The organism is Ignavibacteriota bacterium (assembly GCA_019637995.1).
Taxonomy (GTDB): domain Bacteria; phylum Bacteroidota; class Ignavibacteria; order Kapaibacteriales; family UBA2268; genus JANJTB01.
Genome location: JAHBUQ010000002.1, coordinates 1,158,230 through 1,174,381, shown reverse-complemented (window position 1 = coordinate 1,174,381; position 16,152 = coordinate 1,158,230). Strand labels below are relative to the sequence as shown.

The window sequence follows — 16,152 nt, the reverse complement described above, 5'->3', positions numbered from 1 at the left end:
TTAAATGGCAAATTTTGTTTAGAAAATAGTAAAATTATATTGATTGAGTAAAATGATATATATTCATTATAATTTCTCTGATTTCTTTTTTCTTTTGTATATTTGTGAAATTTTTAGTTACTTAATGGATTAATCATTTTGAAAAAGTTTGCATATTTTGTAATTGCACTATGTATTATGATTTGGTTGGGTGGCTCTTTAGTCAGAAATGTAATTGCTTATGATATTTTTGTACCTGCTACCGAGCTTACTATCAAAACAGAATATTCAGAAGAAATCATAAATTATAATATCTATCTTTTTGCAACAAGCTCAATTTATACAAATACCGCATTTACATTATCTTTTTTAATTGTTTTAATAATTGCGATATCTGAAAAATCAACTCTGAAAAAAGAGGGCTGGCTTTTTATGTCAATTATATTGTATTTGCTTGTTTCGCCGATAGTATTTTACAATATTCATGATGACTTAAATCTCAGTTTCGCTGTAATGTGGAATGACTTTTCATATATTAATAATCAGACCCTTAGAAATTATTTTTTTAACAGGTTCAGTAATACAACTATGTCAGTTTTATCTGGTATTTCTTATTTGGCTGTGTTGAATATAATCGCTTATGCTATTTACAGACCTCTCCAATTTAGAGAAAAATCAATAAATGAAATTTAAGCAAGATGATATATTAGATGGATTGAAGGACATTGCACACAGTTTGGGAATTAAAATCCGAAAAGAAAGGGGTGTGTTTACTGAAGGTTTATGTAAATTAAATAATGAGCAAATTATTTTGATTAATACCCTATCGCCGCCCGAGCGTGTGATTAATATAGTTGCCATCGCTCTTGATTCAATAGGATTAGATAATTTATATATTAAGCCTTTCTTAAGAGAAGTAATTGACAATGAAACAGGAAAAAATGATATTTTCAAACAAAATAATAAAGTCAAATAATGTTACTTGAGCACATATTGCTTTTATTTGGTTTGGGACTTTTTTCCGGATTCATTAATGTAGTTGCAGGTGGCGGTTCTGTTCTCACAATTCCCGGCTTGATTTATACCGGACTTGAAGCAACTATTGCAAATGGCACAAACAGAATCGCAATACTTGTTCAGAGTTCTACTGCTGTTGCGGCATTATGGAAAGAAGTTAGGGGAAATATTCGTTTTTATACAAAAATTTCACTTTTAACTCTTCCTGGTGCTATTGCCGGTGCTTTACTTGCGGTAAAGGTTTCAGATAAATTCCTTGAAATTTTGATTGGTATTGTAATGATACTTGTCATATTCACAATGGTTTATCCCGTGAAGAAAGAGAAGAATCCTGTTCCGGTCACTAAGCTGAATTGGAAAATTGTTACAAGTTTATTATTATCAGGAATTTATGGCGGTTTTTTACAGATTGGTATTGGTTTTGTATTAATGGCAATATTTCATCGTCTAATGAAATATGATTTGGTACGTGTTAATGTTATGAAGGTATTTGTCGTGTCTTTTTTTACAGTGCCTGCATTATTGATATTTATTTTAAATGGGAAAGTCGTTTTTCTGCCCGGAATAGTCCTTGCGCTTGGTAATGCAATCGGTGCATGGTCTTCTGCGAAAATTTCCTTAAGGAAAGGCGAAAAATTTATTCGGTTTTTTCTCTTTGTTGCAATTATAGTTATGTCGCTTGAATTATTTGGAATTATCTAATGAAAAGAATCGGTTTTGCGTTAAAGAATGTATCAAAAAAATCTTATCTTGGAGCTGTAATGTTTGCTATGGCTCTGTGGTTTTATACTAGTCTTGGCAGCAATTTCTCCACATTGGTTAATATCCCTGTAATAATTGTGCTTCCCGAAGACAGAGCATTTGAAGAGCCGCCTCCGCAGTCACTTGTTATTGAAGCAAAGGGCACGGGTTGGAATTTATTTAATTTGCTTTATTTCAATAAATCAAAAAAAATATTTCTTGACCTTGCCAATTCAAAAATTACTGACAGCATATACGACATTAACCGTACAACAATTTTGAAAGGTCTGCAATCTGTAGAAAGAGTCGAGCTTTCTGATATTTTGACTGAGAGTATTAAAATCAAAACAGGTAGAGTTACAACTTATTCAGTGCCGGTAGAACCTGATTTAACAATTATTCCTGCTGATGGTTTTTTCTTAGTTGGCAAGCCTAAAATTGAACCTGATATGATAGAAATCAGAGGTAATGAGAAAATAGTCAGCAAGATTAAATCATGGGGTACAAAATCAACGGTATATAACAACAGAAACCGACCATTTTTTGACAATATCGAACTTTCTGACTCACTTCATGGAATTGTGAAGCTCAACCGAAAGGATATTAGATTTACCGCAGATATTCAGCAGACTGCAGAAGTTACTTTTGATGAAATAAGAATTATAGTTCGCGGAGGAACAATGCCAAAGAATTACAAATTGCAACCTGATTTCGTCAGCGTTACTTTCCGTGGAGGGATTAATGAAATTATTGATCTTAACCCTGATAAAATAAGTGTTACTCTCAATTACGCAGATATAATCAATGACCGCAAAGGCATTCTTGTCCCCAAAATTGAATATCCCGGAAGCTCAATTGTTATTAACGTTTCTCCTGCATTTGTTTATAACTATAAGATTGTTCAATCAAATGATTTAAGCAAATATTAGAAATAAATGATTTCTTCAAATTAGTTTAGCGCATCTTGGGGAACGGATTAGAGCTTGGTGAAGATGGCGATTTCTGCTTACTGACTAAGTACCAAATTAGTCCATTCATCACTTATCTACATCCTCTCAATAAATGATTTACAAAAATAGTAAAATTAAAAATATCTCCAAGAATTTTAATATGAAATTATCATTCAGCTTCATATAAAGATTTACTTATTTTGAATGTGGCTCTACGGTTATCAATAAACCTGACTAAGTATATCTCTTTGTCATTTTCTTTAACTTGATAATATAATGATACTTGTTTTACAACAATGCATCGTCTCAAATTTTTCCTGTACTCTGTTATAGGGTAAATTGAAGGAAATTTTAATATTAATTCAATTGATTTAAATACTTTATTTTTAAATTTTTTTGCTGAATAATTACCCCAATTGATAAGCAAATAATCAACAATTTCGATAAAATCATTCTTAGATTTTTCTGACCATTTTATAATATAAGTCACAACTACAAATCTTTAAATCTGTTATTAATTTCGTTTACAACATCATTATGAGATAATACTCTTCCATTTTCAATATCATCCAAACCTTCATCAATCGCAAACTGCTCAGATTTACTTAATGTTGTCCACCAATCTGTTTTAGAATTCAACAACAAACTTTCAATTGCATCAAGTACATCTTTATTGTTTACCTGAGCAATCATAGAAATTAGCTGAGTTTTCCTGTTTTCAATAACCTTATTTGATGTCAATATCATAGATTTTACATTGTTTAAAATTCTTAGTTCGAAAATATTAACGCAACTATCCTGAAATTAGTTTAGCAATTTTTGGAAGACGACTTACATTGAACCTTTGTATGTGATAACGAAGAACTGTCCCAAAATAATAAACTCACTTATCTGCATCCTCTCAATAAATGATTTACAAAATTACGGTATTTCCCACATTCCACCAAACGAAAAAAGTAAATACTACTGATTGATTATACTTTGCAAATCAGACTTTAATTTGGGTAAATGTTTTTGAATTATCTGCCAAACTACTTCTTCATCAACACCGAAATAATCATGAGCGACAATATTCCTGAAAGCGTAAATTTTTCGCCAATCAATATTTCTTTGCTTTTCCTTTATATCATTTGACAATTTTCCTACAGTTTCACCCAAAGCGACAAAATTCATCAAAATTGCGTCAAACGTTTTATAATCAATAGCCAAATCATCAGGACTATTCAAATTTATTGAATATTCTAAAACTCTATCAATTGTTAGCAGAAGTTGCCTGATTAAAATTTGGTCTTGACTAAACATAAATAGTATCTTTTAAAATCAAATCTTTAAATAATGGCTTAATTGAACGCTCTCTGCAAATATCAATTTTTTTATGAAATTGTTCTTTAAGCATGTTTCTTAAAAGTTCCTTTTTTTCAAAAATTTCATCTGTACCCCTTGGCATTTCAATAATTATGTCAATATCACTTTTTTCGGTTTGCTCATTACGGGCATAAGAGCCAAAAATACCAATCTTTTCAATATTGAATTTGTCCCTAAAGAAATCTTTGTGTTTCTTAAGATAATCTAATATGTCATCTCTTTTTAGCATAACTGTTTAGGATTAATTAATTGCGAACAAAACATCGTCAATCATAATTATATAATAAAACGAAGTATTGTATTGTTTAGTTTAGCAAATGATTTGGCGGTTTTAAGTATAACTCACTTATCTGCATCCTCTAAATAAATGATTTACAAAAAAAGGGTAACAATAATTTAATCTGCTAATTATATTTGTAATTGAGATAATTATATCCTGCTCATTACGGAAACAAGACGTTGGTATTAATAAAGGTATTGCTATTACGTGTATATAAAAGTTTTTTACTCAAAAATATTTGATAAATTTTAAAATGAAATATACAGCTTTATTAATATTGATAATGGTATTGGTTTCCTGCACAAGGCAGAAAGATGCTTTCATTTTTATTGACCAAAAAGTTGAGGGCAGAACCGCAGAGGGCTTGTATTTTCTTGATGTTACTGTTAAAAATACAGGTGAGCAGCCTGCGTACTTTGTAATACTAATAGCTCACGCCTACAAGGATGGCAAAGATTTGCAGCGACTCGAAAAAGGTTATGGCGATATTTTCCCGGGCGGCTCGAAAGAGATGCGGATAATTTTTGACCGTGTTGGTATTCTCCAGCCTGATAGCGTTGCATTAAGTCTGACATATTCACCATATCATCTTTAACGAATGAAAAAACTTTTCAAATTTTTAATTAAATATATATTCTATACCGCTGTCATATTTATAGTGTTGTCAGTTGGAACCGTTGTGCTTTATAAATATGTCAATCCACCTGTTACACCTCACATGATAATCCGAGTAATTGAGGGATTAATTGAAGGCGACCCGGTATGGATTAAGAAGTCATGGATTGATTATGACGAAACTTCAACCAATATTTTCAGGGCATTTGTCGGTGCTGAAGATGCGAGGTTTATGACTCATGAAGGCATTGACTGGCGGGCAGTTGAGGATTCCAAAAAATACAACAAGCTTCATAAAGGCAAAAAGAAACGAGGAGCCAGTACAATTACAATGCAGACTGCCAAAAATACATTTTTGCCACATTCCAGGACATATATTCGAAAGGGCTTTGAAGTATATTTCACGTATTTAATTGAATTTTTCTGGGGAAAGAAACGCATTTTGGAGGTTTACGCCAATATTGTTGAAATGGGACCGGGTCTTTATGGCGTAGAAGCCGCTTCACAGAAATTCTTCGGTAAATCAGCGTCTAAACTTTCCGACCGGGAAGCGGCTCTGCTGGCTTCTGTACTGCCAAATCCAAGAAGATGGGCACCGGACAAACCAACAAATTATATCAATAAACGTGTCGGAATGATTACAACGAGAATGAATCAGGTACAAATTCCCAAAAAAGAGAAAAAGGAAAAGAAATAATGAAGAACAAAGAAACACCTTTGATGAGACAATATAATCAAATCAAACAAAAGTATCCCGAATCGCTTTTGCTTTTCAGGATGGGTGATTTCTTTGAAACTTTCGATGATGATGCAGTCATTACAGCAAAAGTCTGCGGTATAATTTTAACAAAACGAAATAACGGCGCCGGAAGTGAAACCCCACTTGCAGGTTTTCCACATCATCAGCTTGATTCTTACCTTCCGAAATTAGTAAAAGCAGGTTATAGAGTTGCTGTCTGTGAGCAACTTGAAGACCCGAAACTTGCTCGCGGAATTGTAAAGCGAGGTGTTGTGGAGGTTGTTACTCCCGGAGTTGCTTTTTATGATAAATTACTTGAGACTAAAAATAATAATTATGTTGCAGGAATATATTTAAAAAACGATAAAGCAGTTCGGAAACTGGCAGGGGTATCTGTAGCGGATATCTCAACTGGTGAATTTCAGGCATGCGAATTGCCACTTCCAGAGCTCAAAGACCTGCTGACAACTCTTGCTCCTGCGGAAATCATTATTTCAAAATCTCAAAAAGATGAATTAGCTGCAGAACTTGATAAAATTCAAAACAAACCACTAATAACCAAAAGAGAGGACTGGATTTTTGAATATGATTTCGGCAGAGATTTACTTCTAAAGCAATTCAAAACTCAAAGTTTGAAAGGATTCGGAATTGAAGATATGACTGTCGGCATCTCAGCTGCCGGTTGTATACTAAATTATATCGCAGAAACGCAGCAAAGCAATATCAATCATTTAAGCAGAATAAGTCGGCTCGAAACAAGTGACTTTATGTCGCTTGATCCATCAACACGGAGAAATCTTGAAATAACTTTCTCAAGTAATTCCGAAGGGTCACTTATTTCAGTGATTGACAGGACGATTACTCCCATGGGCGGAAGACTTCTTAAGAAATGGATTAGTATGCCACTTACAAAGCTCGAGCCGATTATTGACAGACAACAATGCGTTTCTGCATTTTTTGAAAATCCTGCTGAACGAAATGAACTCAGAAAAATACTTTCTGCAATTGGCGATACTGACAGACTAATTGCAAAAATATCTTCCGGCAGAGCTAACCCAAGAGATTGTGTCGCTCTTAAAACAAGTCTTGAATTAGTACCCAAAATACATAAATTAATTTCCGGACTTCCTAACGATACGATAAATAACATAAGTAAAAAGTTTTCCGATACTTCAAATGTCGTTGAGTTTATTAAGAATGCTCTAATTGATGAGCCTACTGTTCAGCTTGGGACCGGACAGGTTTTCAGAAACGGTTATGATGAAAAACTTGACACATATATTACAGCTAAAACAAGCGGCACAGACTGGATTAAAAACTTTCAGGAATCTGAAAGGTTGAAATCAGGAGTTCACTCACTAAAAGTCGGTTTCAATAATGTTTTCGGATATTACATTGAAGTAACAAAAATTCATGCCCACAAAGTTCCCGATTATTTCGTAAGAAAGCAGACTCTGACTAATGCAGAGCGATACACAACCCCAGAACTTAAGGAAATTGAAGATAAAATTCTGGGAGCGGAAGAAAAAATCAGCGAAGTCGAGCAAGTTCTTTTTGCTGAATTGAAAAGTAAAATTGCCGAATTTACTTCCGATATTCAGAATAATTCATACTTGGTGGCTGTAATTGACTGCTTACAGGGAATGGCTCAGATTGCTTCCGATAACAACTATGTAAAGCCGGAAATTGATAATTCAGAAATAATTGAGATTGAGGACGGGCGACATCCGGTAGTTGAAAAAATGCTGCCTGTCGGTGAAAATTTTACTCCTAATAACACATATCTTGACAGCGCTTCGGAGCAAATCCATATCATTACCGGTCCGAATATGTCGGGTAAATCCTGCTATCTTCGTCAGGTGGCTGTAATTACATTACTTACACAAATCGGCTCTTACGTTCCTGCTAAAAGGGCGCGAATTGGGCTTGTTGACAAAATATTTACTCGTGTGGGTGCTCAGGATAATATCACAGCAGGCGAGAGTACATTCCTTGTCGAGATGCAGGAAGCTGCTAATATACTCAATAATGCTACTGACAAAAGTCTTATATTACTCGATGAAGTAGGCAGAGGTACAGCTACTTTTGATGGTATTTCGATTGCATGGTCAATTGCAGAATATTTACATAATCAAATTGGTGCTAGGACACTTTTTGCTACGCATTATCACGAACTCAACGAGCTGACAGAAAGATATGAGCGAATAGTAAATTACAGAGTAGAAGTCATTGAAACCGGCAGTTCGATTATCTTCTCTCACAAGGTGAGCAAGGGTGGGAGCGACTATTCATTTGGTATTCACGTTGCCAAAATGGCGGGGCTGCCTTATGATGTAATTTATCGTGCCAACGAAATAATGGCTACTCTCGAATCTGACACCTCAGAAGAATCAGTTCAGAAAAATAAAAAAGCCGATATTAAATCTATAAAAACAAAAAAAGCTCCGAATGAAACAGATCAATTAGCAATATTTGAATTTCGTGATGATGCTGTCAGAGCAAAACTTCAGGCGATTAATATTGATTCAATTACTCCACTTCAGGCATTTAACCTGCTTGCCGAATTAAAAAAAGAAGCAGAAAAAAGTTAAAGTTCTTATAAGTTAATATTTTAAGAAATAAAACTATTTAATATTTCTTTTTGCAATTATCATTTTTTTATTATATTACAATGGTGAATCTGTCATTTTTGAATTTTGTTCTTTTTATTAAGTGGGTTGAGAGATTAATTGGTGCAATTAATGTGCCACTTTATTTAATATTTAGGGTTTATTTATGAAGATTCTACTTTTAATTTTTGTTTGTCTGGTGTCGGCAAATAGCTTGATGTCAGAGATGTCAAGAGAGCCGAAATGGATTTCTGAATTCGAGTTTATAAAAAATACTTTTAGTCCATTGCATACTTATGGAGTTGGTAACAAATTGCACCAAAATCAGCTTTATGATATTACAAATTCAAATTTGATATTTGAAGTTGATACTACCCAAAATATTATTACAGATTACACCGGAAAAACGTTTTTTGTTATTGACCCTTTTTATCAAACGCTCCATGTTTATAATACAACTAATCAATTACTTATAAAAGAGTTAACATATCGTAATTATATAAGAAACAGAGCAGTAAGCGATTCTTTGATGTTTGAATTTGATATGGATAATCAAATTTTGAGACTATGGAATATTTACGAAGATAAATTAATAAAAGAAAATGATTTAAAGGCATCAAACAATTATAAACTTATAGATTCATTGATTGTATTTGACCATTCTTTTGATGGCAGATTTGTCAGATTTGCAAGAGTTCTGCACCCATTTGCAAGCATAATTTACGACACACAGAATGAAGAGTTCTTACCAAATTTTGTCAATCATTTTGCAACTTTGAATTTTCTGAATAAATCAAATAAATTAATTCATATAAAACGCATACAATTAGATGGCGATTCTATACCGTTTGATTATTTTAGGTTTTATGATTTGGAAGAAAGGACTTATATAAAAAACATAAAAATTATTCCACATAAACATTACGAGAATGAATATCTGATGTTTTTAATAAGCAACTGTGATGATTACCTAATGTTTTATATACCGTATAATTTTTTTACAAGTTCGGAATATCGTGTGCTTGATTTGGTTAATGATAGATATTTGGATAGTTCCCTTTCATTTTTCAGAACACCGATATACTTCAGCACTTCATTAGTTGTTACACAAGTTCATAATCAGAGTGCAGGTTATCGTATAAAAACACCGACTTCGGTAATCGATAAACCTGTAAATCATGAATTATTAGTTTACCCAAATCCCGCAAGTGATTATATTTCAATCATAATTTCAGAAATCAACCATAGGGTTAACCCTATGGTTGATAAAGTGCAGATATTTGATATGCTTGGTTTGGAAGTCATATCCACCCCGTCAGCTGCGCTGACACCCACGGGCGAGGGGAATTTAAGAATTGATGTTTCTCATCTGACCGCAGGGGTGTATTTCATACGTATTGGTAATAAGGTGGAGAAATTTGTGAAGATGTAGAATATCTTTCAATTATAAATATAATATAATCGTTATATTAAATGTAAGAATTTATTAGATTTATATGAAAAAATTAAGATTATATTTAGATACATCTGTAATAGGAGGATTTTTTGATGAAGAATTCTACTATGAGACTCAAATTCTTTTTGAGTCAATATTTTCAGATGAATTTGAAGTTATTATTTCCGGTATAACAGAAAATGAATTATTATCTGCACCTGACAAGGTAAGAGAATTACTAAATAAAATACCGAAATCAAGTATTATAAAAGTATCTTTGAGCGAGGAGTGCCTTCATCTTGCTGATTCATACATTGCCGAAGGAGTTGTAGGAAAAACAAGCAGAAATGATTGTTTGCATATTGCATTGGCGACTATAAACAATGCTGATATTTTAGTAAGCTGGAATTTTAAACACATTGTAAACGTTATGCGTATAAGAGGTTACAATGCCGTAAATTTAATTAATGGTTATAAAGCTATTGATATTCGTTCACCTAAGGAGATAATTGGTTATGAAAAAGAAAAATAAGCAAATAATTGAGAACTTTAATTCTGTTAAATTTATGCGTGATGTTAGGGATAAAATAAGCCGTGAAATACAGGATATGAACTTCGAGGAAATTAAAAATTATTTTGAAAACCGCAAATCTAATTTAGTGGTTAAAGTTTAGAAATTATTTATGATAATATTTATTCCAGAACTTAATACAATTAACTATTTCATTCTTATCCGAAATAGAGTTGAGAAATTTGTGAAGATATAATCTCTGAATTAAAACTTCGGAAGGTTATAAAGTGCAAATATTTGATATGCTTGGTATTGAAATAATGTCTGTAGGGACAGGGCTTGACCTGTCCACCCAAAGAATTGATGTATCTCATTTACCCGCAGGAGTGTATTTCATTAGAATAAATTGTAGCAATGGAGCTTGCTCCATTGTGGAGAAATTTGTGAAGCAATTGTAGCAATGGAGCTTGCTCCATTGTTGAGTTGAAATTAAAATCAAAAGTTGCAACAAAGGGCTTCAGCCCTTTGCGTTCGAGGATGTAGTAGCGTTCAAACATCCGAAGTTTTGAAAACTTCGGATGTTTGGCAATAGAATTGTAGCCTCAGGGATTGACGGAGCAATTAACTCAAAGCAGTATCAATGATTTTATCCTGCTCTTTGAAATGTATTTTGCTAATACCTGTGGCAGTAGCAGCGCTTGCTTTCCTTCCGATATACCGCAACTTTGCAAAATCTTTGCCGAGAATATCGTGGAAAATTCCGAATAAGAATGACCATGCACCTTGATTTTTCGGCTCTTCCTGCACCCAACAAATCTCAGTTGTATTTGAGTAAGATTTCAAAATATCAAAAAATAATTCAGTATGGAATGGATAAATCTGCTCTATTCTGATAATAGCAATATCATCAATATTACGCTTAATTCTTTCCTGAAGAATCTCATAATATAGCTTGCCGGTAGTCAGCAGAACTCTTCTAACTTTTGATTTATCAGTAATATGCTCATCATCAATTAGATGCCTGAAATGCCCGTCTGTAAAATCGGCAACAGCTGATACAGCCATCGGATGTCTGAGCATCCCTTTTGGAGTCATAACAATCATAGGTATTTTTGCAGGCATTATAATTTGGCGTCTTAATGCATGGAAATAATTAGCCGGCGTTGTAAAATTGCAAACGAACATATTGTTTTCGGCACAAAGTTGCAGGTATCTTTCAAGTCTGGCACTTGAGTGCTCAGGACCTTGCCCGTCATATCCATGAGGAAGCAGGAGAACCAAATTGGATGTTTGTCCCCATTTTACTTCAGAGCAGGCGATATATTGGTCAACAACAGTTTGGGCATTGTTAGCAAAATCTCCAAATTGTGCCTCCCAAAGAGTAATTCCGTCTCTGGATACAACACTATAACCATATTCAAACCCAAGTACAGCCATTTCAGAAAGCGGACTATCGAAAATTCTTAAAACAGATTGATTCCTGCTAATATGATTTAACGGAATATAGTCATATTCTCTTACGAAATCTGTATAAACAGCGTGTCTCTGACTGAAAGTACCACGGCGTGTGTCCTGTCCCGAAATACGAACTTCAGTTTTATCAATAAGCATAGAACCAAAAGCCAGTAGTTCGCCCATAGCCCAGTCAATAAGTGGTTTCTCCGAATTTATCATCTCCTCACGTTTCTTGAGTAGATTTTTAATTTTTGGATTAAGAATGAAATCTTCAGGGTGTCTGGATAGCGCAATTCCAATTTCTTTGATTGTATCTTCAGGCACTTTAGTGTCAAAATTCTCAAAAACCATCTTTGATTTATCTTGAATCTTCAGACCAACACCAACAGTTTTTTCTTTACGTCTGGCAAATGCATCGTCTAATTTTTCTCTTAATTGAGTATAGTAATGATCAATTTCATCCTGAGTAACAACGTTTTCTTTCAACAATTGATCTTCATATATCTTTGCGACATTTGTCATTTGCTTGATTTTCTTGTATAGAAGGGGCTGAGTATAAGTCGGCTCATCAGCTTCGTTATGACCATATTTTCTGTAGCAGAGCATATCAATTATGACATCGCTTTTGAATTTTGAGCGAAATTGGAAAGCAAATGCCGCCGCAGAGCGAACTGCTTCAGGGTCGTTGCCGTTAACGTGAATTATCGGTGATTGAATCATCTTTGCAATATCTGTAGCGTAAATTGTGGAGCGTGAGGACTCTGCACTTGTAGTAAAGCCAATCTGATTGTTGATGATAATGTGGATTGTGCCGCCGGTTTTATAACCGTCAAGCTGGGAAAGATTGAGAGTTTCGGCGATTATGCCCTGACCCGCAAAAGCTGCATCACCATGAACAAGTACAGGAAGAGCTTTGTAATATGTTCGGTCACCTATTTCATTTTCAAGGGCGCGCGCCATGCCTTCAACAACAGGATCAACAAGCTCAAGATGAGAAGGATTTGGCGAAAGCAGCACATAGCAACGATTGTCCGATAAGCTTGTATATGTTCCTCTGTCACCCAAATGATATTTCACATCGCCTGAACCCTGATAGGAATCCTCGTCAATATGTCCTTCAAACTCATTGAACATCTTAGCATAAGACTTTCCGATATTATTTGCAAGAACGTTTAATCTTCCCCGGTGAGCCATTCCGATTATCACTGTATTTATTTCATTGTCTGCGGATTCCTGAAGAATTTTATCTAAAAGTATGATAAATGCTTCCCCACCTTCGAGAGAAAACCGCTTATGACCTACAAATTTTGTATGAAGATAATTTTCAAACACTTCAGCATCAACCAGTTTACGCATAATTTGGATTTTCTCTTCCTGAGTATATTCAATTGTATTTCTGGTTGATTCAAGCTTTTTCTTAATCCAGTCCTTGATTTCAGGACTTTGAATGTGCATAAACTCAATGCCGGTTGAACCACAATATGTTTCACGAAGTAATTCAATTATGTCCCGAAGGGGCATATTGTTATTTTCCCATGAATCATCAGCATGGAAAATTCTGTCAAGGTCCCAAATTGTAAAACCATAATAAGCCGGATCAAGTTCAGGGTAATAATAAGTTTCGAAACCAAGCGGGTTAACGTGTGCGAGTAAGTGTCCACGAACTCTGTATGCATTAATCATTTGCATAACATGAGCACCTTTTTCGATGTCATCATTTCCCGGAATGAAACTGAATTTTTCGGAAGAGAAATCTTTCTGCCATTTAATTGGTTCAAAAGGAATTTTTAAGCTGTAGAAAATTTGCTCGTAGAATTGGTCATCTCCAAGCAAAAGTCGGTTCATGAATGCAAGAAATTCAGCGGATTCAGCACCCTGAATTATTCTATGATCATAAGTATTTGTGATAGTAACAACTTTCGATACCGCAAGTTTGGTCAATACATCAGGTCTGACTGCCTGAAATTCAGTCGGATAATCAATTAAACCTGCTGATACAACAAGTCCCTGCCCTTTAAGCAATCTCGGATTAGACATTGTAGTGCCAATCATTCCGGGATTAATCAAAGTAATAGTTGTATCTGATAAATCTCTGTATTCGAGCTTACCGTTTCTTGCCTTAAAAAGCATTTCATCAAACTCAAGCATAAACTCGTAAAAAGATAAATTTTGAGCATTCTTTATGCTTGGTATTACTAATATTTTCTTGCCTGATGGAGTTACAAGGTCAATTGCAAGCCCTACATTAATTTCATTTTTAATAATACGTACAGGCTTCCCGTTTCTAATGTCAAAAGAATCATTCAGTCTCGGAAATTTTATCAAAGACTTAAGCACAGACCAAGCAACAAGATGAGTAAATGATACTCTCGGTTTTCGTAATTTCAGATGATAACGATTGATGATTCTTCTGTTCTCATCTAATGCTTTAACTGCCATAGTACGGGTTGATGACGCAGAAGGAACATCAAGACTTTGGTACATCTCTTTGATATGAGAAGTTTCGTCCGGTGTAAAATCAGACCAATCTGTGATAAAATCAAGCGGACTTCCTGCAGTTGAGATATTCTGCATTCTGACAGTAGCCTCAGACCTGCCATAATTTTCCGTTGCAGGAACAGGTCTATCGTCAACAACAAATACAGATTTTCCATGGACTCTTTGAAAATACTCTCTCCACTCAGGGCTGACTGAGTCAGGGTCTTTCAAATAATTAAAATACAACTCATCTTCAAAAGCAGAATTAAGATTTATCATCCGGATGCTATTTATAAGTTTAACGAAATATCGTATATAAAAAAGCTATAAACGTCTATAAATTATCTAAATTTTGACATATTTAACTTTTCTTAATTAAATCAAAACAAAGTAATATATGAATGCACAAAAAAATATAAAAATAATAATTAACATAGTAACGACTCAAAAGCTCCTGGTTTGAATTACATAAAACTTCAATAGTTATTTGTAGGATATCAGTATTAAAAAATCCTTGACTAAAGAGCATTAATGCTGTTTCTGAGCAGCCAAGCATAACATGAGTATCAGGAAAACAAAATAATTTCAACTTTTTTAATCAGATTGTTATTAATTTTGAATTTAATTCGTTTAGTAAGTATTAGTAATATTAATAATGGAAATATGATGAATAGCTTTAAAATAATTACGATATTTTTTTTAATGGCATCTTTGCAGCTTAAAAGCCAATTTTTGAGCGGTGACAATACCCAAATATTAGTTAAGGGAATTCTTGTAGATGAGAACTCCGGAGAGCCAATCTCAGCCGAAATAGAACTTAGAAGCAAAGATGGAAAGAAAGTCAAAACGCAATCGAATTCCATCACAGGTAAATTTGAACAATTATTGCCATCCGGTGAATCATATACAGTTATTGTTAATTCTAAAGAGATTATCAGAAAAGAATTTGAGTTTACTACTGAAACTGCTGATGCATTCAAAGAGCAGGAAACTAAATGGACTGCTGTAAAGCCAAGAACTGGTGTGAAGATATTCTCAGAGGATATATTTCAATCAGGTTCAAGTGAATTAAGTACAAAGGGAATTGACAAACTAAAGCAGCTTCAAATGCTACTGAGATTTAACAGATCTCTATTTGTTTCAATTGCTATTGGTGGTGATGATAACCTCAAATCTGATAGAATTGACCGTATAAGAAGAGAAATTGACAAATGGACAAGAGAAAAATCACGCATTGAAAACGTCGGTAAATCTGAAAACTCAGTAAAAGAGGTTAATGTAATTGTAAATAAAATTGAGGAATTCTTAGGTAAGTAATTTCAGATGAATTTGCAGTCAAGTTCGAGTGCTTTTCTTAATAAAAACATATACATATTCTTGCTGATTTCGATAGCTCCGAGCTGTCTTGTAAATGGATTGATATATTGTGAATCAAGCAATAAAAATCCTCGGTTTCTCAGATGTTCAGCCAGATAGAAAAATGCAGATTTAGATGCATTCGGTACTGTATTGAACATTGATTCACCGAAAAAAGCACCATTGACTGATACACCATATAGACCACCGACAAGCTTGCCTGAGCTGTAGGTTTCTACAGAATGGGCAAATCCATTGTAGTGAAGTTCAACATAAGTATTTATAATTTCATCGTTAATCCACGTATCTTCCCGTTCGGCGCAGTGGTAGATTACTTCTTCGAATTTTGTATCAATAGAAAATGAAAAATTATATTTTCGGAATGATTGTCTTTCCTTCCTTGATGGAATTAAATTAGCAAGCGGGAAAATTGCCCGTGGGTCCGGGCAATGCCAGAAAATTTCACCATGGCGGTCATCTGCCATAGGGAAAAATCCATCCATGTAGGCTCTGATTACTACTTCAGGAGAAAAAAACAATTCCAAAACCTGATGATTTTTAGTGTTAAAAAAAGAAAGACGTGCTTAAAAAACAGATGTTATTTTATGGCACGTCTTAGTGA

At 34.1% G+C, this 16,152-nt stretch carries 18 protein-coding genes; 12 read left to right on the top strand and 6 right to left on the bottom strand.

Going from position 1 to position 16,152, the window contains the following annotated elements:
• The first annotated feature begins 138 nt into the window (after positions 1-138).
• The 4 genes from KF896_10975 to KF896_10960 are packed head-to-tail and all read left to right on the top strand — an operon-like array spanning position 139 to position 2,666.
• Positions 139-672 (top strand): hypothetical protein, encoded by a 534-nt coding sequence (locus tag KF896_10975; protein ID MBX3044229.1) that lies wholly within the window; start codon positions 139-141, stop codon positions 670-672.
• Positions 662-955 (top strand): hypothetical protein, encoded by a 294-nt coding sequence (locus KF896_10970; GenBank protein MBX3044228.1) that lies wholly within the window; start codon positions 662-664, stop codon positions 953-955. The genes KF896_10975 and KF896_10970 overlap by 11 nt, the downstream gene beginning before the upstream one ends.
• Positions 955-1,698, top strand: a complete 744-nt coding sequence (locus tag KF896_10965; protein MBX3044227.1) for a sulfite exporter TauE/SafE family protein — start codon at positions 955-957, stop codon at positions 1,696-1,698. Before KF896_10970 ends, KF896_10965 begins: the two co-directional genes overlap by 1 nt.
• The gene (locus KF896_10960; GenBank protein MBX3044226.1) at positions 1,698-2,666 is read left to right on the top strand and encodes a hypothetical protein; all 969 of its coding nucleotides are present in this window, start codon (positions 1,698-1,700) and stop codon (positions 2,664-2,666) included. Before KF896_10965 ends, KF896_10960 begins: the two co-directional genes overlap by 1 nt.
• Positions 2,667-2,856: 190 nt before the next feature.
• Here the strand turns inward: KF896_10960 and KF896_10955 are convergent, their stop codons facing one another.
• The 4 genes from KF896_10955 to KF896_10940 all read right to left on the bottom strand — a co-directional run bounded on the left by KF896_10955 (position 2,857) and on the right by KF896_10940 (position 4,281).
• The gene (locus KF896_10955) at positions 2,857-3,177 is read right to left on the bottom strand and encodes a type II toxin-antitoxin system RelE/ParE family toxin (GenBank protein MBX3044225.1); all 321 of its coding nucleotides are present in this window, start codon (positions 3,175-3,177) and stop codon (positions 2,857-2,859) included.
• Between the two features lie 2 nt (positions 3,178-3,179).
• Positions 3,180-3,434 carry a hypothetical protein gene (locus KF896_10950; protein MBX3044224.1) on the bottom strand — a complete coding sequence of 85 codons (255 nt, stop codon included), beginning with the start codon at positions 3,432-3,434 and terminating at the stop codon, positions 3,180-3,182.
• A 216-nt stretch (positions 3,435-3,650) separates the two neighbouring features.
• The gene (locus KF896_10945; GenBank protein ID MBX3044223.1) at positions 3,651-3,989 is read right to left on the bottom strand and encodes a DUF86 domain-containing protein; all 339 of its coding nucleotides are present in this window, start codon (positions 3,987-3,989) and stop codon (positions 3,651-3,653) included.
• Positions 3,982-4,281, bottom strand: a complete 300-nt coding sequence (locus KF896_10940) for a nucleotidyltransferase domain-containing protein (protein MBX3044222.1) — start codon at positions 4,279-4,281, stop codon at positions 3,982-3,984. Before KF896_10940 ends, KF896_10945 begins: the two co-directional genes overlap by 8 nt.
• A 304-nt stretch (positions 4,282-4,585) precedes the next feature.
• Here KF896_10940 and KF896_10935 point away from each other — a divergent pair, with 304 nt between their 5' ends.
• The 7 genes from KF896_10935 to KF896_10905 all read left to right on the top strand — a co-directional run bounded on the left by KF896_10935 (position 4,586) and on the right by KF896_10905 (position 10,699).
• Positions 4,586-4,927, top strand: coding sequence for a hypothetical protein (locus KF896_10935; protein MBX3044221.1), 342 nt, complete (start codon positions 4,586-4,588; stop codon positions 4,925-4,927).
• A 3-nt stretch (positions 4,928-4,930) separates the two neighbouring features.
• Complete coding sequence (mtgA, locus tag KF896_10930; protein ID MBX3044220.1) at positions 4,931-5,644, top strand: monofunctional biosynthetic peptidoglycan transglycosylase; 714 nt, start codon at positions 4,931-4,933, stop codon at positions 5,642-5,644.
• A gap of 23 nt (positions 5,645-5,667) precedes the next feature.
• On the top strand, positions 5,668-8,277 hold the full coding sequence (mutS, locus tag KF896_10925) for a DNA mismatch repair protein MutS (GenBank protein MBX3044219.1): 2,610 nt from the start codon (positions 5,668-5,670) through the stop codon (positions 8,275-8,277).
• A gap of 184 nt (positions 8,278-8,461) precedes the next feature.
• Positions 8,462-9,727 (top strand): T9SS type A sorting domain-containing protein, encoded by a 1,266-nt coding sequence (locus tag KF896_10920; GenBank protein MBX3044218.1) that lies wholly within the window; start codon positions 8,462-8,464, stop codon positions 9,725-9,727.
• Between the two features lie 64 nt (positions 9,728-9,791).
• Positions 9,792-10,262 (top strand): PIN domain-containing protein, encoded by a 471-nt coding sequence (locus KF896_10915; protein ID MBX3044217.1) that lies wholly within the window; start codon positions 9,792-9,794, stop codon positions 10,260-10,262.
• The gene (locus KF896_10910) at positions 10,246-10,404 is read left to right on the top strand and encodes a hypothetical protein (protein ID MBX3044216.1); all 159 of its coding nucleotides are present in this window, start codon (positions 10,246-10,248) and stop codon (positions 10,402-10,404) included. The genes KF896_10915 and KF896_10910 overlap by 17 nt, the downstream gene beginning before the upstream one ends.
• A gap of 124 nt (positions 10,405-10,528) precedes the next feature.
• Positions 10,529-10,699 carry a T9SS type A sorting domain-containing protein gene (locus KF896_10905; protein ID MBX3044215.1) on the top strand — a complete coding sequence of 57 codons (171 nt, stop codon included), beginning with the start codon at positions 10,529-10,531 and terminating at the stop codon, positions 10,697-10,699.
• Between the two features lie 163 nt (positions 10,700-10,862).
• Here the strand turns inward: KF896_10905 and KF896_10900 are convergent, their stop codons facing one another.
• Positions 10,863-14,453: a multifunctional oxoglutarate decarboxylase/oxoglutarate dehydrogenase thiamine pyrophosphate-binding subunit/dihydrolipoyllysine-residue succinyltransferase subunit gene (locus KF896_10900; protein ID MBX3044214.1), complete on the bottom strand. Its 3,591-nt coding sequence runs from the start codon at positions 14,451-14,453 to the stop codon at positions 10,863-10,865.
• 387 nt (positions 14,454-14,840) lie between these two features.
• On the opposite strand from KF896_10900, the gene KF896_10895 reads away from it, so the two are divergent.
• Positions 14,841-15,491 carry a hypothetical protein gene (locus tag KF896_10895; protein ID MBX3044213.1) on the top strand — a complete coding sequence of 217 codons (651 nt, stop codon included), beginning with the start codon at positions 14,841-14,843 and terminating at the stop codon, positions 15,489-15,491.
• A 2-nt stretch (positions 15,492-15,493) separates the two neighbouring features.
• On the opposite strand, the gene aat is transcribed toward KF896_10895, so the two are convergent.
• Positions 15,494-16,033: a leucyl/phenylalanyl-tRNA--protein transferase gene (gene aat, locus KF896_10890; protein MBX3044212.1), complete on the bottom strand. Its 540-nt coding sequence runs from the start codon at positions 16,031-16,033 to the stop codon at positions 15,494-15,496.
• Positions 16,034-16,152 lie beyond the last annotated feature (119 nt).

Coding starts and splice junctions, on each gene's coding strand:
- aat (MBX3044212.1), bottom strand. CDS start 16,033: ATGGATGGATTTTTCCCTATGGCAGATGACCGCCATGGTGAAATTTTC.
- KF896_10960 (MBX3044226.1), top strand. CDS start 1,698: ATGAAAAGAATCGGTTTTGCGTTAAAGAATGTATCAAAAAAATCTTAT.
- mutS (MBX3044219.1), top strand. CDS start 5,668: ATGAGACAATATAATCAAATCAAACAAAAGTATCCCGAATCGCTTTTG.
- KF896_10970 (MBX3044228.1), top strand. CDS start 662: ATGAAATTTAAGCAAGATGATATATTAGATGGATTGAAGGACATTGCA.
- KF896_10935 (MBX3044221.1), top strand. CDS start 4,586: ATGAAATATACAGCTTTATTAATATTGATAATGGTATTGGTTTCCTGC.
- KF896_10920 (MBX3044218.1), top strand. CDS start 8,462: ATGAAGATTCTACTTTTAATTTTTGTTTGTCTGGTGTCGGCAAATAGC.
- KF896_10915 (MBX3044217.1), top strand. CDS start 9,792: ATGAAAAAATTAAGATTATATTTAGATACATCTGTAATAGGAGGATTT.
- KF896_10950 (MBX3044224.1), bottom strand. CDS start 3,434: ATGATATTGACATCAAATAAGGTTATTGAAAACAGGAAAACTCAGCTA.
- KF896_10945 (MBX3044223.1), bottom strand. CDS start 3,989: ATGTTTAGTCAAGACCAAATTTTAATCAGGCAACTTCTGCTAACAATT.
- KF896_10940 (MBX3044222.1), bottom strand. CDS start 4,281: ATGCTAAAAAGAGATGACATATTAGATTATCTTAAGAAACACAAAGAT.
- KF896_10900 (MBX3044214.1), bottom strand. CDS start 14,453: ATGATAAATCTTAATTCTGCTTTTGAAGATGAGTTGTATTTTAATTAT.
- KF896_10895 (MBX3044213.1), top strand. CDS start 14,841: ATGAATAGCTTTAAAATAATTACGATATTTTTTTTAATGGCATCTTTG.
- KF896_10910 (MBX3044216.1), top strand. CDS start 10,246: ATGAAAAAGAAAAATAAGCAAATAATTGAGAACTTTAATTCTGTTAAA.
- mtgA (MBX3044220.1), top strand. CDS start 4,931: ATGAAAAAACTTTTCAAATTTTTAATTAAATATATATTCTATACCGCT.
- KF896_10965 (MBX3044227.1), top strand. CDS start 955: ATGTTACTTGAGCACATATTGCTTTTATTTGGTTTGGGACTTTTTTCC.